The organism is Streptomyces sp. SID13666 (assembly GCF_010548325.1).
GTDB classification, from domain to species: domain Bacteria; phylum Actinomycetota; class Actinomycetes; order Streptomycetales; family Streptomycetaceae; genus Actinacidiphila; species Actinacidiphila fildesensis.
Map to the genome: position 1 here is coordinate 53,061 of NZ_JAAGLX010000037.1, position 19,864 is coordinate 72,924.

17 protein-coding genes are annotated in these 19,864 nt (G+C 71.6%); 8 read left to right on the top strand and 9 right to left on the bottom strand.

Annotated elements, in window-relative coordinates:
- Positions 1–6: 6 nt before the first annotated feature.
- The 3 genes from G3I60_RS33305 to G3I60_RS33315 all read right to left on the bottom strand — a co-directional run bounded on the left by G3I60_RS33305 (position 7) and on the right by G3I60_RS33315 (position 4,274).
- Positions 7–2,328 carry a HEAT repeat domain-containing protein gene (locus G3I60_RS33305; RefSeq protein WP_164294947.1) on the bottom strand — a complete coding sequence of 774 codons (2,322 nt, stop codon included), beginning with the start codon at positions 2,326–2,328 and terminating at the stop codon, positions 7–9.
- Positions 2,329–2,687: 359 nt separating this feature from the next.
- On the bottom strand, positions 2,688–3,686 hold the full coding sequence (locus G3I60_RS33310; RefSeq protein ID WP_164294948.1) for a hypothetical protein: 999 nt from the start codon (positions 3,684–3,686) through the stop codon (positions 2,688–2,690).
- Positions 3,687–3,695: 9 nt separating this feature from the next.
- Positions 3,696–4,274, bottom strand: a complete 579-nt coding sequence (locus G3I60_RS33315) for an RNA polymerase sigma factor (protein ID WP_307811166.1) — start codon at positions 4,272–4,274, stop codon at positions 3,696–3,698.
- A 164-nt stretch (positions 4,275–4,438) separates the two neighbouring features.
- On the opposite strand from G3I60_RS33315, the gene G3I60_RS33320 reads away from it, so the two are divergent.
- The gene (locus G3I60_RS33320; RefSeq protein ID WP_164294949.1) at positions 4,439–5,224 is read left to right on the top strand and encodes a DUF4253 domain-containing protein; all 786 of its coding nucleotides are present in this window, start codon (positions 4,439–4,441) and stop codon (positions 5,222–5,224) included.
- A 45-nt stretch (positions 5,225–5,269) separates the two neighbouring features.
- On the opposite strand, the gene G3I60_RS33325 is transcribed toward G3I60_RS33320, so the two are convergent.
- Complete coding sequence (locus G3I60_RS33325) at positions 5,270–6,796, bottom strand: glycoside hydrolase family 20 protein (protein ID WP_164294950.1); 1,527 nt, start codon at positions 6,794–6,796, stop codon at positions 5,270–5,272.
- 152 nt (positions 6,797–6,948) lie between these two features.
- Here G3I60_RS33325 and G3I60_RS33330 point away from each other — a divergent pair, with 152 nt between their 5' ends.
- From G3I60_RS33330 to G3I60_RS33350, 5 genes are all read left to right on the top strand, one after another.
- Positions 6,949–7,479, top strand: a complete 531-nt coding sequence (locus G3I60_RS33330; RefSeq protein WP_138352241.1) for a 2-oxo-4-hydroxy-4-carboxy-5-ureidoimidazoline decarboxylase — start codon at positions 6,949–6,951, stop codon at positions 7,477–7,479.
- 256 nt (positions 7,480–7,735) lie between these two features.
- Positions 7,736–8,116 (top strand): succinate dehydrogenase, cytochrome b556 subunit, encoded by a 381-nt coding sequence (sdhC, locus tag G3I60_RS33335; RefSeq protein WP_164294951.1) that lies wholly within the window; start codon positions 7,736–7,738, stop codon positions 8,114–8,116.
- Positions 8,117–8,118: 2 nt separating this feature from the next.
- Complete coding sequence (locus G3I60_RS33340) at positions 8,119–8,586, top strand: succinate dehydrogenase hydrophobic membrane anchor subunit (RefSeq protein ID WP_138352243.1); 468 nt, start codon at positions 8,119–8,121, stop codon at positions 8,584–8,586.
- A 27-nt stretch (positions 8,587–8,613) separates the two neighbouring features.
- Positions 8,614–10,368 (top strand): succinate dehydrogenase flavoprotein subunit, encoded by a 1,755-nt coding sequence (gene sdhA, locus G3I60_RS33345; RefSeq protein WP_164294952.1) that lies wholly within the window; start codon positions 8,614–8,616, stop codon positions 10,366–10,368.
- On the top strand, positions 10,368–11,150 hold the full coding sequence (locus G3I60_RS33350; protein WP_138352245.1) for a succinate dehydrogenase iron-sulfur subunit: 783 nt from the start codon (positions 10,368–10,370) through the stop codon (positions 11,148–11,150). Before sdhA ends, G3I60_RS33350 begins: the two co-directional genes overlap by 1 nt.
- Positions 11,151–11,216: 66 nt before the next feature.
- Here G3I60_RS33350 and G3I60_RS33355 read toward each other — a convergent pair whose 3' ends face one another.
- Complete coding sequence (locus G3I60_RS33355; RefSeq protein WP_138352246.1) at positions 11,217–12,149, bottom strand: hypothetical protein; 933 nt, start codon at positions 12,147–12,149, stop codon at positions 11,217–11,219.
- A 235-nt stretch (positions 12,150–12,384) separates the two neighbouring features.
- On the opposite strand from G3I60_RS33355, the gene G3I60_RS33360 reads away from it, so the two are divergent.
- Positions 12,385–14,529 (top strand): M4 family metallopeptidase, encoded by a 2,145-nt coding sequence (locus G3I60_RS33360; protein ID WP_164294953.1) that lies wholly within the window; start codon positions 12,385–12,387, stop codon positions 14,527–14,529.
- Positions 14,530–14,641: 112 nt separating this feature from the next.
- Here the strand turns inward: G3I60_RS33360 and G3I60_RS33365 are convergent, their stop codons facing one another.
- Both G3I60_RS33365 and G3I60_RS33370 read right to left on the bottom strand, forming a co-directional pair.
- A complete protein-coding gene (locus tag G3I60_RS33365; protein ID WP_164294954.1) occupies positions 14,642–15,493 on the bottom strand; it encodes a carboxymuconolactone decarboxylase family protein in 852 nt (283 codons plus the stop codon).
- Positions 15,494–15,522: 29 nt separating this feature from the next.
- A complete protein-coding gene (locus G3I60_RS33370; RefSeq protein ID WP_164294955.1) occupies positions 15,523–16,062 on the bottom strand; it encodes a MarR family winged helix-turn-helix transcriptional regulator in 540 nt (179 codons plus the stop codon).
- Between the two features lie 77 nt (positions 16,063–16,139).
- Between G3I60_RS33370 and G3I60_RS33375 the strand changes: the two genes are divergently transcribed.
- Complete coding sequence (locus G3I60_RS33375; RefSeq protein ID WP_138352250.1) at positions 16,140–17,384, top strand: MFS transporter; 1,245 nt, start codon at positions 16,140–16,142, stop codon at positions 17,382–17,384.
- A 27-nt stretch (positions 17,385–17,411) separates the two neighbouring features.
- On the opposite strand, the gene G3I60_RS33380 is transcribed toward G3I60_RS33375, so the two are convergent.
- Together G3I60_RS33380 and G3I60_RS33385 are read right to left on the bottom strand one after the other, a co-directional pair.
- The gene (locus tag G3I60_RS33380; protein WP_239070571.1) at positions 17,412–19,061 is read right to left on the bottom strand and encodes a HAMP domain-containing sensor histidine kinase; all 1,650 of its coding nucleotides are present in this window, start codon (positions 19,059–19,061) and stop codon (positions 17,412–17,414) included.
- Positions 19,058–19,759: a response regulator transcription factor gene (locus G3I60_RS33385; protein WP_164294956.1), complete on the bottom strand. Its 702-nt coding sequence runs from the start codon at positions 19,757–19,759 to the stop codon at positions 19,058–19,060. Before G3I60_RS33385 ends, G3I60_RS33380 begins: the two co-directional genes overlap by 4 nt.
- Between the last annotated feature and the right edge of the window lie 105 nt (positions 19,760–19,864).

Genomic DNA, 19,864 nt, shown 5'->3' on the forward strand with positions numbered 1-19,864 from the left:
CAGGACCTAACGGCCGCTGTCCACGACGGGCTCTGTTCCGGATATCCGGGACAGGGCCCGTCGGCATGCCAGGAGCAGTTTCTCGTCGGCGCACACATCGAGGGTGCCGTAGTGGTCGCCCTCGTTGTTGTGCCGACGGACGGCCGCCAGTTCGTCGCGCAGCAGCGGGGCGGCGCCGGCCGCGGCGGGACCTATCCCGGCGAGGCAGCCGGCGATGACCGTGCGGGTGTGCACGTTCTCCGCCCAGGCGGACCGCAGGACGGGCAGCACAGGACCGGCGTCGCCGGAGACCCGCCACAGCGCGACCGCCGCGTCCACCCGCATCCACACCGCGGGGTCCGCGAGCAGCTCCCGCAGCCGCGGCGCCGCACCGGCCGCCGCGGGGCCCAGCTCGCCGAGCGCCTCGGCCGCCGAGCGCCGGGTGTGCGGGCTGTCGCTGTTCAGGTGCGCGAGCAGCACCGGCAGGACCGCGGTGTTCCGCTCGATCGCCCAGAGCGCGGACGCGGCCTCCAGGGCGATACAGGAGCCGGGATCGGCCACCAGCGCGCGCAGATCGGGCAGCGCGTCGCGGGCGGCGTCACCGAACCGGGCGAGCGCGCGGATCGCCGAACACAGCAGCCAGTCCCGGCGGGCCTTCGGCGCCCCGCGCAGAATCCGCAGCACCTCGGGGAACGCCTCGGCGGCCGCGATCGCGGCCACTCCCCTGAGCAGCGGCTCCGCCTGGTCGTACGCCTCCTCGTCGTTCAGCGTCACCTCGGCGAGCCTGCGGCGCAGCAGGGGTGCGAGCGGGACCGCCGCCGCGCCCAGGTGCTCGATGGCGAACCCCAGGTCCTGGGGTATGTCCGGCCGGTCCAGGGCCGAGGCCAGCGCGGGCAGCGCCCGCGGGTCGCCCAGCCGGGCGAGGGTCTTGACCATGCCGCCGAGGCTCGGCCGCCCCTGCGACCACTCCTGGACCCAGCTCCCGGGATCCGCCGCGACCGCCTCGGCGAGGGCGTCGGCTGCGGGTGCGGACAGTTCGTACAGGTTCTCCAGCACCGAGGCGGCGCCGTCGCGCAGCCGCTCCTCGGGGTCGGCGAGCTGCTGCCCGAGCAGGACGACCAGCTCCTCGTACGGTCCGCGCCAGCCGCGCACCAGGCCGCCGCTCATCCACACGGCGTCGATCCGCCGGCCCCAGTCCGGGCTGCGCAACTGGTCGATGACGAGCGCGATGCGGTCGGCGACCCGGTCGTCGAGCGCGGTGTGCAGCGTACGGAGCAGGTCGGCGGCCCAGGGCGCGGAGCGGCCGGCCTCGGCCCGCTCGCGCAGCTCCCGCAGATGGCCGACGAAGGTGGCGGGCACCTGGCGCTCGGCGGACACCTCCAGGGGGGACCGGCTGCCCGCCTCCTCGCCGCGCACCGCGCGGAGCAGGGCGACGGCGGTCGGCACGATGTCCGCCGGCAGTCGTTCGGGCGCGCAGCGGGCGAGTTGGGCGAGCGCGGCCAGCCGCAGGCCCGGGTCCGCGGAGAGCGATCGGCTGTCGGACGAGCGGTCGGCGGGGCCGTCGGCGCGGTTGCCGGCGAGCCGGGCCAGCCAGTCGGCGGCCTCGGCGGCCGGGCCGCCCGGGCGCAGCGCGAGGGTGCCGACGGCCTCGACGAGGGCCAGCCGGGTCTCCGTGTCCCGCTCCACCGGCAGCCGGTCGCGCAGGACGTCGAGTATCCGCGCGGTCTCCCCGTGCAGCGCGCCGAGCGCCACCGGGACCGCGCGCCGTACATCGGGATCGGGGTCCGCGACGAGCTCGGTGAAAACTTCCGCCTGGGCCCGTACGGCGGTGACGGCCATCGCGTAGTTGGCCCGCCAGGCGGCCGCCTCCGCGTCTTCGGAGGCCGCGGCCTCTTCGGCGTCCAGCAGTCCGAGGATGTCCTCGTCGTCCAGGGCGTCCGTCGCATCGCCGGACCCGTCGGAACCGGTGCCGGGAGCGTTTCCGGAACCGTCCCCCAGCGCGCTCCACGAACCTCCCGCGACCGGGCCCCCGGCCTCGATCACGATCTCGTCCAGGTACTCCTCCGCGACCTCGTCGCCGCCCCCGATGCTGGTCAGCAGGAGCACGATCCGGCCCCGGTCCCGCACCGCCGGATCCGCCACCAGCTCGAAGAGAAAGGGGATGCAGGCGAGCGTCGAGTCGTACACATCGCCCTGGTGATGAACGGCCCCGTACATCGCGTCGAGGGCGGCCTCCCGCTCCCCCGCGTCCGCCGAGGCCAGCCCCCGCAGAAGTTCGGGGACCTCCTCCGCCGATCCGTAGGCATGCCCCATAGCCGCCCAGTCGATCTCGTACAGTCCTGCCAACATGGCGTACCTCCCCCGGTTTTGCTCTCCCAACCGAGTCTGCACCACGGCACCGACATTCGGCCGGGAGTTATCGGCCGACCGCCAGGACCCGCCACCGGCCGCCGCGGACCGCCACCAGCCACTTCCGGCCACCGCCATGGAACACCCGGCGGGCGCGGCCGGGTAGGGGGAATGCACCCGGCCGCGCCCTGGGCGCGGACCCACCCGGCACGGGGAGCACCGGGGTCCGCCGGGCCGATGACCAGTCGACCCATTACTTAAAGCGTCAACCAGCTGGAAAGTGTCACCGGACGCTTCCGGGCCCGCAGGTCAGACGGTCCGGAGAGCCGGGAATACGGTCGCCGGCGAACCGGCAGAACCTAGTCGTTCCGGCCGTCGCCCTTGGTGTGACCGCCGCTCGTGCCACCGGACTTGCCGCCGTCAGCGTTTCCGGCACCGCCGGATCCGGCCACGTAGGCGGCGGCCAGCACCCGCGCGCAGTATTTCGGTACGTCCCGTTTGCTGCCCGCCGCCGCCACGAGCCGGTCGGACGACGCGCCGTCCAGCCGGCCGCCCGCCTTGATGTAGGCGCGGCACAACTCCACGTTCTGCCGGTCGCGTTCCCCGTGCGTCCCCTGCGGTGCGAGCGAGTGGGCGGACGGCGGCGGCGTCGCGGACGGGTTCGCGGGCGAGGCCGGCCGGCCGGGGGACGGCGTCGCCCCGTGCCCCGGTTCCGATGACGCGCCCTTTCCGTGCGGTGCGTCGGCCGTCCCGCCGGTGAGCGGCGAGGACCCGCCGTCCGGGCCCGCGGTGCCGGAGCCGTCCGGCGTGGCGGAGCTCGGGGCGCCGCTGCGCACCGGCGCGGAACCGACGTTGTCGGCGTCGAACGGCAGCGGCAGGATGCCGGGGCTCGCGGCGAGCACCGCGGCGCACAGGGCCATGGCGACCACCAGCGCGCCGACCGACGCCTTCAGCGACTTCGGCGCTCCGGCCACCTTCCCCCGACCTTCGGCCGGGGGTGCCCCCAGCCGCCCGGCCCTGGCGGTCAGTGCCGTGCCCGGTGCGGTGACCGGCCGGCCCAGCCGGACCACCGACAGGAAATCGGCATCCCCTGAACCCTGCTCGGGACCGGCGCCGGAACCGTCCCGGGGGCCGGCCTTCGGAGCCGCGTCGAAGCTCGTCAGGAAGGCGGCGACCGCCGCCTCCTCGCGCTCCGGATCGGCCGCCGCCGGCGCGGCGGCTGCCGCCAGCAGCCGGGCCAGGCGGGCCGCCCCGGCACCGCCGGACATGACGGACTCGCCGCGCAGGAGCCGCTCCGCGGCGTCCTCGTCGAGCCAGTCGTCGTCACGATGTCCGTCGCATCGCCGGTTTTCCGTCATCTCATATCCTCAAAGCGTCTTCGCCGCCGAAAACGTCACACCCGCGGTGCGGCTCTCGTCGTCCAGCAGTTCGGCGAGCCGGCGCAGCCCCCGGTGGGTGGCCATCCGCACGGACCCCGCGCGCTTGCCCAGCACCTGCGCCGCGCTGCTGGAGTCCAGCCCCATGACGACCCTCAGCAGGACCGCCTCGGCCTGTTCGCGCGGCAGCGTCGCGATGGCCGCGAGCGCGCGGTCGGTGGCCACCGCGTCCAGGGCCTCGCCCGCGGTGTCCGTGTGCGCCGGCATGTGCAGCAGGGCGTCGACGCCGGCCGCGGTGACCGGCCGCCGGCTGCGTGCCCGCAGGTGGTCCAGTGCCCGGTTGCGGGCGATCCGGGCCGCCCAGCCGCGCACCGCGTCGCCGTCACCGGTGAAGCCCGGCAGGTCGCGGGCGATCTGCAGCCACGCCTCCGACGCCACGTCCTCGGCCTCCGCCGGTCCGACCAGGGTCCTCACGTACTGCAGCAGTTGTGGCTGCACCGCCCGGTACAGCACCCGGAACGCGGCGTCGTCGCCCTCCTGCGCGGCACTGACCGCGGTCCCCAGATCCACCGCTCGCTCCACCCCCTCGAACACCGGCACCATCCTGCCCCATTGCCGCGGTGACACTTCCGGCGCCCGCGACGCTGTAATAGACGGCGGCCGGGGACGCTCCTGTGGGGGGAGGCGGCCCCCGGCCGTCCCAGCTCGTGCCCCCACACCGATGGAGCCCACCGATGCCCCTGGCCCGTCTCCCCGACGGCCTTCCGCCCGGCCGGTTCCTGCCCGGTGACTCCCCCGGGTTGTGGCTCTCCTACGAACCCGTCGTCGCTCCCGGCCGGCTCTGGGCCCGCTTCCAGGCGCAGCAGGACGAGACGGGCTGGTGCCCGGTCCTCATGGCCTGGCCGTGCGCGACGGGCCGCGGCCACCGCACCGAGGACATCGACGGCGTGGACGTCGAAGCAACGATGACTGATTCCTGGCGGTCGTACCAGGATTTGCGCTCATTGCGGCCGCCGCATCCCGCGATCGACGAGGTCTGGCCCGAGGACGTCGCCCTGCTCCTCGACGACCCGGGCCCGCCGTTCACCCGCTGGCCCGGCCTCGCCCGCACCTCCCCCGCGCACCAGGGGCCCCCGCCGGACGCGGTCGCCCGCCAGACGGTGGGTCAGATGCTGCACTACTTCACCACCCGCTTCATCGCGCACATCGCGCTGGTCCCGACCCGCCGCAGCGCCGATGTCCCGGCCCTCCTCGGGTGGGAGTCCGACGCGCCGGCCCTGGAGTTCTCCGCGCTGCTGCGCACCTGGGAGACCCGGTTCGGCGCCCGCGTCATCGGCTTCGAGGGCTCCTCCGTCTTCCTCTCCGTCGCGTCCCCGCCGCTGACGTCGGAGCACGCCGCCCATGTCGCCCTCGAACACGTCCTCACCGGCGCCTCCCACCTCAACGACGGCACCTTCCCCTTCCCCGACTACGCCGAGGCGCTGCGCGGGGAGCGGCTGTGGTCCTTCTGGTGGGACTGACCACAACACTGGGGCCGACCGCACCACCTGTGGCCGGACCGTCCGTCAGCCCACCTTGTCGGCCAGAGCTGTGAAGGCCGGCCAGGAGAGGGGCGGCGTCCCGGGGTACCAGAGCTTCTGCGCCAGCGCGTTCAGCGGCAGCCGGATGCCCCGCGCCACCTCGTCCTGCGACTGCGCGTCCGCCTGGTCGCACCAGACGGCGAACCGGCCGCCGAGCACCCGGTCGGGCGTCGCCAGCGAGGCGGCCACCGGGCTGGTGCCGCGCAGGACGGCGGGGGTCCACTCCTTGTAGATGCGCTCGCCCGTCGGATAGGTGAAGTCGTTCGGCTCGCCGAGCACGTAGTAGAGGTACTCGTCGTTGAGGTTGACGACCTTGCGGCCGGCTTTGAGGTATTCCTCCGGCTCGCGGGCGCCCAGTTCCTTCCCCGTCCAGTACTCGACCTCGCGGTCGCGGTCGGGCACGGCGCGCGGGGTGGAGAGGAATCCGTCGTTCCACGCCTTGGTCCGCTTGCCGAACTTCTTCGCCACCGCCTCGCGGTCGTTGAGCCAGCGGGTCGTCGCCTCCGCGACGGTCCCGCCGGGCGGGACGAGCTGCGGATACGAGCTCTCCGGGTCGCTGACGACCAGCGCCTGGTACTCGTCGCCGCCCAGGTGCCAGTAGGGGCCGGGGAAGAGTGGCGCGAACTCACGGGTCAGATCGTCGACCATGCGGGCCGAGGCGGCCTTCGAGATGTCGATCGCCCCGGGCAGCGCCCGGCCGGAGGCGTTGACCAGCTGAAGGTCCGGGTGGGCCCTGATGACGGCGCCGAGGTGCCCGGGGCTGTCGATCTCCGGGATGACGGTGACGTGGCGCTGCGCGGCGAGGTCGATGATCGCCCTGAGGTCCGCCTTGCTGAGATGGTCCCGCGACACGATCTCCGGGTGGCTGCTGCTCTCGATGCGGAAGCCCTGGTCATCGCTGAAGTGCAGATGCAGCTGGTTGAGCTTGAGGTCGCCGAGCTGCCGGATCCGGTCCTCGATCCAGTCGCGTGCGAAGGGCTTCCGCGCGATGTCGAGGAGCAGGCCGCGCTGCGGCCGGTCCGGGGCGTCCTTGATGACGCCTTCGGGCAACCCGGTGCCGGCGCGCAGCGTCTGCAGGAGGGTGCGGGTGCCGTAGAACGCCCCCGCGTCGGTGGGCGCGTCGATGGTGACCTGCCCGTTCCGTGCGGTGAGGACGTACGACTCGTTCACGTTCGCGGCGTTCTTCGTGGTGCCGGCGCCGGGACCGTCGATCCGCAGCGTGATGTCTCCCGTTCCGGCCGGCCCGTCCCCGTCGCTCCTGTCGTCGTCGAACCCGAAGGGGACCTGCAGCTGTCCGGCGAGCAGCCGCGCCTCGTCCTCGACGGCGCTGCCGCGCCCGGCGCGCACCCGGGTCCCCGGACCGAGGTGGAAGACGCCGGATCCGGCCGGCCGGAAATCCCGTACGGAGGGGATGACCGGCAGTGTCCGGGTGGCCGGTGCCTCGTTGGGTGTGCCGACGGCCGGTGTGAGTACGGCGAGCGACAACGCCAGCCCTGTCCAGATTTTCCCCATACCGGACGTTATGGCAGACCATCCCCGTTCCGTCGTCCACTTCGTGACATATTTCGATCCCGTACGGGTGAAATCCACTCATCCGTCGGACGGAGTCGAACATGCCCCACTAACGTGTACCGCTTCCCCGCTTTTCCGACAGGAGTTCAGCGCTGTTCCCCGACACTCCGGCCCAGGGGCCCGTCCCCGCCGCCGGGCTCTCCCGGCTCAACGAGGCCCCCTTCGGCGCGGCGGAAGCCGCCCTGCGCGACTGCTGCGGAAGCCACCGCTGGGCCCGGAGGATGGCCCTGCACCGCCCGTACCCGGATCTTGACGCCCTACTCGCGGCGGCCGACGAGGCGGCGTACGACCTCACCCCCGGCGACCTCTCCGAGGCGCTGGCCTGCGAGGCCGCCACCCCGCTGCCGCACCGCGGCGGCCTGGCCGCGCACACCGCGCTGAGCGCCGCGCAGGCCGCGTACGAGAACAAGTTCGGCAATGTCTTCGTCATCGCCCTCAAGGGCGACGACCCGGCCAGCCTCCTCAACCAGGTCCTGACCGGAATCCGCGCCCGGCTCGCGAACGACGAGGACGAGGAACGGGTCGTCACCGCCGACGAGCTGCGACGCATCACCCGGGCGCGGCTCGCCCGGCTGGTCTCGGAACGATCGAACGCACAGACCACGGCGGAACTGCACCGCTAGCTCCGGGGAACAACACCTCCGCAGGCGTCTCCACCCGTACGCCCACCGGCCTTTGGCCCGCACATCCGGTCGCCCGTTCATTCGTAGGTTCCCCCAGACGTTCACCCAGTCGTGCGGGATCAATCACACCTGGCCTACCCGGGCATACGGAGCCGACAACGCGTCGCTACGATGGCCAGGGCCGGTGGACCGTACCCGGCCGGGCCCGTCCGACACCGAAGCCGGCTGGCCCCAAACCGCTCCCGGAGGGTTTTCCGTGCCGGCAGGAACGCTGTACCGCGGCCGGGAAGGCATGTGGTCATGGGTGGCTCATCGAGTCACCGGTGTCCTCATTTTCTTCTTCCTGTTCGTCCATGTCCTCGACACCGCACTCGTGCGGGTCTCCCCCGAGGACTACGACAAGGTCGTCGCGACCTATAAGACCTGGCCTGTCAGCCTGCTGGAGTACGGCCTCGTCGCGGCCATCCTCTTCCACGCTCTCAACGGGCTCCGCATCATCGCCGTCGACTTCTGGTCCAAGGGCCCGAAGTACCAGAAGCAGATGCTGTGGTCCGTCCTCGGCATCTGGATCCTGATGATGGTCCTGGCCATCTACCCGGTTCTCGGGCACGCCGCACGCATTCTGTTCGGGAGCTGAGAATGTCTACTGACTCCGTGGAGCTCAGCTCCTCCAGTGCCTCGTTCAGCCCGGAGAACCCGGCGCCGTTCATCGAGGCCCCGCGCGCCCGTACCAAGCGCACTCCGCGTGCCACCCGCACCAACTTCGAGCTGTACGGCTGGCTGTTCATGCGCCTGTCCGGTGTCGTGCTCGTCGTCCTGGTGCTGGGCCACCTGCTGATCCAGCTGGTCCTCGACGGCGGCGTGACCAAGGTCGGCTTCGCCTTCGTGGCCGGCCGCTGGGCCTCGCCGTTCTGGCAGGGCTGGGACCTGGTCATGCTGTGGCTGGCCATGCTGCACGGCGGCAACGGTCTGCGCACCGTCATCAACGACTACGCCGAGCAGGCGAACACCCGGTTCTGGCTGAAGACGCTGCTGTTCACCGCAACGGCGTTCACGATCGTGCTCGGCACGCTGGTGATCTTCACCTTCGACCCGAACATCCGCTAGGCCAGGGACGGACAGGGAAACAACCCCATGCAGATCCACAAGTACGACACCGTCATCGTCGGCGCCGGCGGCGCCGGAATGCGCGCGGCCATCGAGTCGACGAAGCGCAGCCGCACCGCCGTGCTGACGAAGCTCTACCCGACCCGCTCCCACACCGGCGCCGCCCAGGGCGGCATGGCCGCCGCCCTCGCGAACGTCGAGGAGGACAACTGGGAGTGGCACACCTTCGACACGGTCAAGGGTGGCGACTACCTGGTCGACCAGGACGCCGCCGAGATCCTGGCGAAGGAGGCCATCGACGCGGTCCTCGACCTCGAGAGGATGGGCCTGCCCTTCAACCGGACGCCCGAGGGCAAGATCGACCAGCGCCGGTTCGGCGGGCACACCCGCAGCCACGGCGAGGCCGCCGTGCGCCGCGCCTGCTACGCGTCGGACCGCACCGGCCACATGATCCTCCAGACGCTGTACCAGAACTGCGTCAAGGAGGGTGTGGAGTTCTTCAACGAGTTCTACGTCCTGGACCTGCTCCTCGCCGAGGTCGACGGGGTCCAGCGGACCGCCGGCGTCGTCGCGTACGAGCTGGCCACCGGCGAGATCCACATCTTCCAGGCGAAGGCCGTCATCTTCGCCTCCGGCGGCACCGGCAAGTTCTTCAAGGTGACCTCCAACGCGCACACCCTGACCGGTGACGGCCAGGCCGTCGCGTACCGGCGCGGGCTGCCGCTGGAGGACATGGAGTTCTTCCAGTTCCACCCGACGGGCATCTGGCGGATGGGCATCCTCCTCACCGAGGGCGCCCGCGGCGAGGGCGGCATCCTCCGCAACAAGGACGGTGAGCGCTTCATGGAGAAGTACGCGCCCGTCATGAAGGACCTCGCCTCCCGCGACGTCGTCTCGCGCTCCATCTACACCGAGATCCGTGAGGGCCGCGGCTGCGGTCCCGAGGGCGACCACGTCTACCTCGACCTCACGCACCTCCCGCCGGAGCAGCTGGACGCCAAGCTGCCCGACATCACCGAGTTCGCGCGGACGTACCTCGGCATCGAGCCCTACACGGACCCGATCCCGATCCAGCCGACCGCGCACTACGCCATGGGCGGCATCCCCACCAACGTCCAGGGCGAGGTGCTGAGCGACAACACCACCGTCGTCCCGGGCCTCTACGCCGCCGGCGAGGTCGCCTGCGTCTCGGTGCACGGCGCCAACCGCCTCGGCACCAACTCGCTGCTCGACATCAACGTCTTCGGGCGCAGGTCCGGCATCGCGGCCGCCGAGTACGCGGCGACCACGGACCACATCGAGCTGCCGGAGGACCCGGCCTCCCGGGTCGTCGCCCAGGTCGAGGGCCTGCGCAACAACACCGGCACCGAGCGGGTCGCGGACATCCGCAAGGAACTGCAGGAGTGCATGGACACCAACGTGATGGTGTTCCGTACCGAGCAGACGATCAAGACGGCCGTCGAGACGATCGGCGCCCTGCGCGAGCGCTACAAGAACGTGTCCGTCCAGGACAAGGGCAAGCGCTTCAACACCGACCTGCTGGAAGCCATCGAGCTGGGCAACCTGCTCGACCTGGCCGAGGTCATGGCCGTGTCCGCGCTGGCGCGCAAGGAGTCCCGCGGCGGTCACTACCGCGAGGACTACCCCAACCGCGACGACGTCAACTTCCAGCGGCACACCATGGCGTACCGCGAGACGGACTCCGCCGGCAACGAGTCGATCCGTCTCGACTACAAGCCGGTCGTGGTGACCCGCTACCAGCCGATGGAGCGTAAGTACTGATGAGCACCCCGACGCTCGACAAGTCCTCCGGACACTCGGAGGCCCTGGACGCCGCCGAGGCCGCCGCAGGTCACCTGATCACGGTCACGATGCGGATCCGCCGGTTCAACCCGGAGGTCTCCGACGCGGTCGAATGGGTCGACTACCAGTTCCCGATCGATCCCAAGGAGCGCGTCCTGGACGCCCTCCACAAGATCAAGTGGGAGCTGGACGGCACGCTGACGTTCCGGCGCTCCTGCGCCCACGGCATCTGCGGTTCCGACGCCATGCGCATCAACGGCCGCAACCGGCTGGCGTGCAAGACGCTGATCAAGGACCTCAACCCGGAGAAGCCGATCACGGTCGAGCCCATCAAGGGCCTGACGGTCCTGAAGGACCTGATCGTCGACATGGACCCGTTCTTCCAGGCCTACCGCGACGTCATGCCCTTCCTGATCACCAAGGGCAACGAGCCGACGCGCGAGCGCCTGCAGTCCGCCGAGGACCGCGAGCGCTTCGACGACACCACCAAGTGCATCCTGTGCGCCGCGTGCACGTCGTCCTGCCCGGTGTTCTGGAACGACGGCCAGTACTTCGGCCCGGCCGCGATCGTCAACGCGCACCGCTTCATCTTCGACTCGCGCGACGAGGGCGGTGAGCAGCGGTTGGAGATCCTGAACGACAAGGACGGCGTCTGGCGCTGCCGCACGACGTTCAACTGCACCGACGCATGCCCCCGCGGCATCGAGGTCACGAAGGCCATCCAGGAAGTGAAGCGCGCGCTCATCACGCGCCGCTTCTAGGACGTCCCGCAACTGAGGGCCCTCTCCGCCACGGCGGACGGGGCCCTCAGCCGTTCCCGCCGGCGGTTACTCCCACTCCCAGCGCAGGGCCTGGAAACCGGGCTGCGGGTCCTCGACGGAGAACAGCGCCCGGCCCGACGCGCTGATCCAGACCGGTTCGACCGCGGGCAGCGGCCCGCCCGCCGTGGTGCCGACACAGCGGTGGCTGCGGAACGGCACGGCGTCCGGATGGAACTGCACTTCGAGCGTGTAGAGCCGGATGGGCACCGGAAAGCCGCGCCCGCACTCGGTGGTGCGGGCGCCCACCGTCGGCATGCGGTACGTGTACTCGACGACCTCGGTCTCGCCCTTGGCGAGCACCCGGTCCAGCAGCAGTTCGGCGACGACCAGCGGTACCGAGCTGTCGATGCGGACCCGGCCGGGGCGGGCGTTGCGCACCCCGGTGAGGACGGGTAGCTCCCGTTCCGGGTCATCGCCACGGGTGATGATCATGCAACGGTCCACCCGTTCCTGCTCGGCCCGCAGGACCAGGGTCGTCGTCCAGGTCGCCTCACAGCCGTTCGCGTCGATCTCGTAGCGGTCGTGCACCGCCAGCCGGGCGAGCCCGTCGTCGGCGGAGCCCATCTCGCCGAGCAGTCCCGGCAGGCTCTCGTACTCCTGCCAGAGCCGGGCGGCGTCGAGGTTGGCTGGCGGGCGGTTGACCCAGCGGCCGCGCGGGCGTTGCGGGCCGAGCAGGGAGACCAGGGAGTCGGAGGGGAGGGCGAGCAGCTCTTCCAGCAGGCGTACGGCCTGCCGGGACTGGGGGCGCTCGGGCCGGCTGCGGCCGCGGCGCCAGTAACTGAGCGTGGTGACGCTCACCTGGACGCCCCGGGTGTCGAGCCGGTGCCGGATACGTTCCATGCTGAGTCCGCTGGCCCGGACGGCGGCGTCGAGGGCGGCTTCGAAGGGGCCGGTGCGGAGCGCATCGGCGATTTCTGGAGGCAGCGGTCTATAGGTCACAGGGGGTGGTCATCCGTCCTGCGTGCCGGGTGTGGGGGAGGCACATGTTAGCGACCGGCCGGGAAACGGCCGGTGACGCGCATCACGCTGTGAACAGTCTTACCCAAAGATTTAGCGTTCACAGAGGTTGCACAGCTTGTGGGCCAGGCTTTAACGAGTTGTTGTAACTCCCGCAATTAAACAGAGTTGGGAGTTCGTTGCCCCGGGTCACCAGGCGCCGCCATGCTCCCTGGCCATGAAACGATCTGTACTCGCCAGCACCCTCACCCTCGCGGTCAGCGGGCTCCTGATAGCCGGGGCGGGCACCCCCGCCAGCGCCGCGAAGAACCCCCGGCCCATCCCGCCGAAGGCGAGCGAAGCTCAGGCACTGCGCGACGCGAACTCCGCCGTCGCGGCCCACCCGCAGTTGGTCAAGGCCGGCGCTCACGACGTGTTCACGTCACGCGACGTGACCGTCGACGCCGACGGCTCGCGCCACGTGCACCTCGACCGCACCTACCAGGGCCTGCCGGTCCTGGGCGGCGACGTCGTCGTCCACTCGGCTCCGGACGGAACCGCGCGCGACGCCTCGCTGACCCTGGCGGCGCCGCTGAACCTGTCGGTCACGCCGAAGATCACCGCCAAGCAGGCCATCGCCACGGCGGCCAAGAAGTTCAAGGGCGTCAAGCACGGCAGCACGGCCAAGCTGGTCGTCGACGCCACCACGGCCACCCCGACGCTGGTCTGGCAGGTCGTCACCAACGGCACCGCCCCCGACCAGTCGCCGAGCCACCTGCACGTCCTGGTGAACGCGCAGACCGGCGCCGCCGGCCAGTCGTGGAACAGCTTCATCAGCACGGCCGTCGCGGGCCAGAACCCGGCGACCGCCCCCGCCACGACCGTCGCGGGCGCCGCCGCCTCCGGCACCGGTCACGGCTACCAGGTCGGCGACGTCACGCTGGGCACCAGCAGCGTCAGCGGCGGCTACCAGCTGCTGGACCCGACCCGCGGTAACGGGGAGACGCGGGACGCCCAGAACAAGACGACGACCAACGACTCGCCGCCGGCCGGCTGGGGCGCCGCGTTCACCGACACCGACAACGTCTGGGGCGACGGCACCCTCACCAACCGCGCCACCGTCGCCGTCGACGCCCACTACGGCATCCAGGCCACGTGGGACTACTACAAGAACGTGCACGGCCGCAACGGCATCAAGAACGACGGCGTCGGCGCCCGCTCCTTCGTCCACTACGGCGTCAACTACGGCAACGCCGGCTGGGACGACGACAGCTTCTCGATGATCTACGGCGACGGCGCGGTGGGCGACAAGCCGTTCACCGAGCTGGACGTGGCCGGCCACGAGATGAGCCACGGCGTCACCGCCGCGACCGCCGGCCTGAACTACTTCGGCGACGCGGGCGGCCTCAACGAGTCCACCAGCGACATCTTCGGCACCCTGGTCGAGTTCAACGCCAACAGCCCGGCGGACAAGCCCGACTACCTCATCGGCGAGAAGATCAGCTCCACGCCGCTGCGGTACATGGACGACCCGAAGAAGGACGGCGTCTCGCAGTCCTGCTGGACCACCGGCACCAAGAACCTCGACCCGCACTACTCGTCGGGCGTCGGCAACCACTTCTTCTACCTGCTGGCCGTCGGCTCCGGCTCCTCCACGTACGGCAACAGCCCGACCTGCGGCGGCGCTCCGGCCGTCACCGGCATCGGCAACGCCGACACGGGCAAGATCTGGTACCGCGCGCTCTCCACGTACATGACGGCCGCCACCGACTACCCGGGCGCCCGCACCGCGAGCATCAAGGCCGCCAAGGACCTCTTCGGCGGCAGCAGCGCCCAGTGCGCCGCGGTCGAGAAGGCCTGGACGGCAGCCGCCGTCGCCGCGACCTCCACCACCTGCGGCGGCACCGGCACCACCCCGCCGCCGGACGGCACCAACCTGCTGGCCAACCCGGGCTTCGAGTCCGGTGCGACCACCTGGGCCCAGACCAGCGGCGTCATCACCAATGAGACCGGCGCCACCCCGCACGCCGGTTCGTACTACGCCTGGCTCAACGGCTACGGCACCACCCACACCGACACCCTGTCCCAGTCGGTGACCATCCCGGCCAGCGCCGCCGCCCCGAAGCTCAGCTTCTGGCTCGGCATCACCACCAAGGAGACCGGCTCCACGGTCTACGACACCCTCAAGGCCCAGGTCGTCTCCGGCACCACGACGACCACCCTGGCGACGTACTCCAACGTCACCCCGAGCGGCTACGTCCAGCGCACCCTCGACCTGTCCGCCTTCAAGGGCAAGACGGTCACCATCAAGTTCCTGGGCGCCGAGGACTCCTCCGCGGCCACCAGCTTCCTGATCGACGACACCGCCGTCACCAACGGCTGACCCACCTGCCCCCCACGGGGTGGCGGCCCGGACGGAACGGCATAGGCCTTCCGCCCGGGCCGCCGCCGTTTCCGCTTCCGGCAGCCGGACGGGCACCTGACGAACGGCGCGTTCAGTGCTCCGGGTTGTTCTCCGCCCGGTCGGCGAAGACCTCGCGGGCGGCGGCGATGCCGTTGAGGGCGGCGGGGAAGCCCGCGTAGCCGGCCATCTGGGTGATGATCTCGACGGTTTCGTCCTCGGTGCCGCCGACGTTGAGGAAGCCGTGGATGTGGACGTGGAGTTGCGGGGCGGCGTTGCCCAGGGCGGTGCACATGGCGACGCTGGCGAGCTCGCGGGACTTGAGGTCGAGGCCGGTGCGGGAGTAGATGTCGCCGAAGCTGTACTCGATCAGGTATCGGGCCAGGTCGGGGGCGATGTCCTGGAGCGAGGCGACGACGGCTTCGCCGGCGTGGCCGTCGATGCGGGCCAGCGCTTCCAGGCCGCGCTCGTAGCGGGTGGTGCCCGGCTCGCTGGGGGTGGCCGGTGCGACGGGGCCGGCGGCCGGGTCGTCCGACTCCTTGCGCGCGGCGAACGCCTCGCGGGCGACCGTGAGGGCGTTGAGGGCGGCCGGGAAGCCCGCGTAGACGCTGGCGTGGATGAACGTCTCCACGATCTCCCGCCGGCTGATGCCGACGTTGAGCGCGCCGTCGATGTGGAAGCGCAGCTGCGGAGCCCCGTTGCCCATCGCGGCGAGGGCCGAGATGGTGGCCAGCTGGCGCTGCGGGAGCGTCAGGCCGGGGCGGGAGATGATGTCGCCGTAGCCGAACTCGACGGTGAACCGGGCCAGGTCGGGGGCGATGTCGGCGAGGCTGTCGAGCACGGCGGGCCGCTCGGTGCCGGCGATCTGCTGCAGTACGGCGAGGCCGCGCGCGTAGCGCTCGGAAGGGGCGTCGGCGGCGGCGGTGTTCTTGTCTGTGGTGGCCATGGCATCGAACGTACGGGTTGGAGTGGGCTCTAACGCAAGCTCTGCACGTCCTCCGCCGCCAACAGGATCCGGCGCAACAGGTCGGACAGCGTGCGGCGTTCGCCGGCGTCGAGCGCGCCGAGCAGCCGGTACTCCTCGTGACCGAGCACGTCCATCGAACCGAGCCAGGTCGCCCGGCCCTCCTCGGTCAGTTCGATGTCGACCCGGCGGCGGTCCGTGGCGGAGGGGGTGCGGCGGACGAAGCCGCGGTGGGCGAGCGTGTCGAGCCGTCCGGTGACGGAGGCGGGCGCCATGTCCAGGTCGCTGGCGAGCTCGGAGGGGCTGGCCTTGCCGCCGCGGCCCGCGAGCGCGTGCAGGGTCTCGAACTCGTGCCGCTGGAGGTCATAGTCGGCGAGCGACTGGTCCCGGAAACGGCGCAGATGGTGGGCGATCATCTTCATCCGGGTGACCGCGCCCTCGATGTCGGGGTCGAGGTCGGGGAGGACGGGCAGCCAGCGCTCGACGTGCTCGTCGGTCCGGTCCCGGTCTCCACTGCGACCGCTGCCGCCGCCGGCGTCACTAGGGCTCATGTCGTCACTCTACGCCCGTTCCGTCGGCATCGAATTATTCGTTGACGAAAGGTTCGGTACCGAAATACATTCTCCGCGTGACCCAACCACCCACGCACCCCCTCCGCCTGCACGCCTTCCGGCTGCTCTTCATCGGCCGCACCCTGTCCGCCCTCGGCGACGCCGTCGTCCCCGCCGCGCTGGCCATCGCCATCACCCGGGCGACCGACGGATCGGCCACCGCGCTCGCCGTCGTCCTCGGCTGCTCGATGGTCCCGAAGTTGCTCCTGCTCCCCCTCGGCGGCGTGTTCGGCGACCGCTTCGACGTCCGCAAGGTCGCGCTGACCACCGACCTCGTCCGGTGCGCCGCCCAGCTCTTCGTCGGCGCCGAACTCATCGGCAGCGACCCGCAGCTGCTGCACATAGCCGCCGCCGAAGTGGTCGGCGGCATCGCCTCCGCGTTCGCCATGCCGACCGCGTCGCCGCTGATCACCGGCACCACCGAAGGACCGGAACGGCAGAAGGCCAACTCCCTGATGGCCGCCGCGCGCAACGCCGCCTTCTTCGGCGGGCCCGGCGTCGCCGGGCTGCTGGTGTTCACCGCGGGGCCCGGCTGGGCCTTCGTCCTGGACGCGGCGACCTTCGCGGCCAGTGCGGCGCTGCTGGCCGCGATCCGGGTCCGGCGCACGCCCATCCCCCGCCGCTCGATGCGCGCCGACCTGGTCGAGGGCTGGTCCGAGGTGCGGTCCCGTGACTGGTACTGGACGAGCCTGATCGCGCACGCCACCTGGAACGGCGCCGCCGCCGTCCTCGCCACCCTCGGACCGATCGTCGCCCGCGAGCGGCTCGGCGGGGACGACGTCTGGATCTATCTGCTCCAGGCGGGTACCGCGGGCCTGGTCGTCGGCTCCCTGCTGGCCGGCCGCGCCAAGCTCTCCCGCCCCGTCCTGGTGGCCAACCTCGGCCTCGCGACCTACGCACTGCCGCTGATCCTGCTCGCCCTGGCCGCGCCCGCCCCGCTGCTCATCGCCTCCTACGGCCTCGCCCTCTGCGCGCTCGGCTTCCTCAACCCGGTCTGGGAGACCACCGTCCAGCAGGCCGTCCCGGCCGGCGTGCTGGCCCGCGTCACGTCCTACGACTGGCTGCTCTCACTGGCCGCGATGCCGGTCGGCTACGCCGCCGCGCCGCTCGCCGCCAACGCGTGGGGGACGGCGACCCCGCTGGCGGTCGCGGCCGGACTGGTGGCGGCGGCCTGCCTGGGGACGGCGCTGGTGCCGGGGGTGCGGCGGGTCGGCCGGGCCCCGGCGACGGCCGTGCAGCCGGTCCCTTCGACGGCCGGGTGAGCCGGAGCGGGCCTTCGGCGACACGACCTAACGTCCCGGCGCCGCCTCGCTCTCCACCACGAGTTCGGCCGGCCGGGCCGACGGGAGGGTGACGTGGACCGTGAGGCCGGTGCCCGGGGCGGTGTCGAGGCGGACGGAACCGTGGTGGGCGTCGACGGCGGCCTGGACGATCGACATGCCGAGGCCGGCGCCGCCGGTGTCCCGGGCCCGGTCGGGGTCGGCGCGGAAGAAGCGGTCGAAGGCCCGGGCGGCGTCCTGCGGGGACAGGCCGGGGCCGGAGTCGGTGATCCGCAGCAGGACGTCCTCGTCCCGGCGGATGACCTCCACGGTCACCGGGGAGTCCGCGGGGGTGTGCACGCGGACGTTGCTGAGCAGGTTGCCGAGGATCTGCCGCAACTGCGCCTCGTCCCCCAGCACTTCCACACAGCCCGGCAGGATCAGTGCGATGGGCCGCTGCGGCTGCTGCATGGCGAGGTCGGCGACACCGTCCCTGACCAGCTGCGTGAGGTCGACAGGGCGCGGCACGAGCGCCGGCCGGTCCTCCAGCCGGGCGAGGGCGAGGAGTTCGTCGACGAGGCGGCTCATCCGCAGCGCCTCGGCGGAGACCCGGGTCAGGGCACGGTCCTTCTCGTCGGGGTCGAGCATGCCCTTCTCGTAGAGCTGGAGATAGCCGCGGACGGAGGCGAGCGGTGTGCGCAGCTCATGGGAGGCGTCGGCGAGGAACTGCCGGAGCTGGGCGGTGGCGCGCTCGCTGGTGGTGAGCGCCGTCTCGATCTGCTGGAGCATCGCGTTGAGGGCGGCGCTGAGCTGCTCGACCTCGGTGCTGCCGTGCGAGGCGGTGGCGATCCGCCGGGAGAGGTCGCCCTCGGAAATGGCGGACGCCGTCTCGACCATGTCCTCCAGCGGCTGCAGCCGCCGGCGGGCGGCGGTCAGCGAGCCCATGGCGAGCAGGCCCAGCAGCACGACGCTGTCGATGACCTCGACGATGAGGAGATGGCCGACCGCGCGCCGCACCCCGTTGAGCCGCATCCCCTTGACGACCATGGTGCCGTCGCCGAGCCGGGAGACCATCACCCGGTAGTAGCTGCCGTCGCTGTGCACGGTCGCGGCGTCGCCGGACGCCGCGAGCTCCTTCGGGTCCGGCATGGCCGCCGCGAGACTGCGGCGCTCCTCGCCGAGGTTCGCCACGTTGCCCTCGCACACCGTGGAGATCCTGCCCTGGGGGTCGAGCACCAGGAAGAGGTCCTGGTCGAAGGCCTGGGCGACGACCTTGTTCCCGTCGGTGGTCTGCAGCATGCCGGCCATCGTGCAGAGCTGCTGCAGACCGCCGCTGGTGAACGGCGCGGAGGACAGCGCCTTCTGGGAGGTCTTCAGCGAGTCGTCTATCTCGCCGATCAGCATGGTGTACATGCCGATGAGGCTGGCGGCGCCCGCCATCACCAGGCCGATGGCCAGGAACGTGACGTTGGCCATCGTGAACCGCCCGCGCAGCGAGCGGGGGCGCGGCCAGAAGCAGCGCTTGCCGTCCAGGCGCGGCTTTCCACCGCCGTGACCACCACCTCCACCGTCGCGTCCACCGTCACGCCCACGGCCGCCTCCACCGTCGTACGTGCCGTATCCGCGCCGCGTTCCGGCTTCGCCCGCGCCGAACCCGAACGTCCCGAACCCGAGTCTCATGCCAGCGCCCGCAGCCCGTAGCCGATGCCGCGCCGGGTCTCGATCAGCGGCGGCCCGAGCCGGTCGAGCTTGCGCCGCAGGTAGCTGATGTACGTCTCGACGACGGTCGATTCGACGACCGTGTCGTACTGCCAGACGTGCTGCAGCAATTGCTCCTTGGTGACGATCCGCCCGGCGTTGCGCAGCAGATGCCGCAGCAGGTTGTACTCGGTGGGGGTCAGGTCGACCGGCTCGCCCGCACGGCGGACGCTGTACGTCGTCTCGTCCATCTCCAGGTCGCCGTGGCGCAGCACCGGGTCGACGGCCTCCGGTTCGCGCCGGGTCCTGCGGAGCACCGCGTGCACCCGGGCGACGACCTCGTCCACGCCGAACGGCTTGGTGATGTAGTCGTCGCCGCCGAGGGCGAGCCCGCCGACGACGTCGCGCGGTGCGTCCCGGGCGGTCACGAAGATCACCGCGAGGTCGTCGCGTTCGGCGCGCAGCGTGCGGCAGACCTCCCAGCCGTTGCCGTCCGGCAGCATCACATCGAGCAGCACCAGATCGGGCCGGTGCTCGCGGGCGGCGATGACGGCCTGCCGGCCGGTGGCCGCGGTGTGCACCGTAAAGCCATGGTATTTCAGGGTAATTCGGAGAATGTCCGCGATGCCCGGCTCGTCTTCGACGATCAGTACGGTGGCCGGGCTCTCGGGGTTCTCCATGACTCGATTATCAGCAGTGCCGGCCCACAGACCCACTGGAGACAACTTGGGAGTTCCCTGAGAGATCCCGATTCACCTTGTAACGGCCCGGTCCCGGCACGGAGG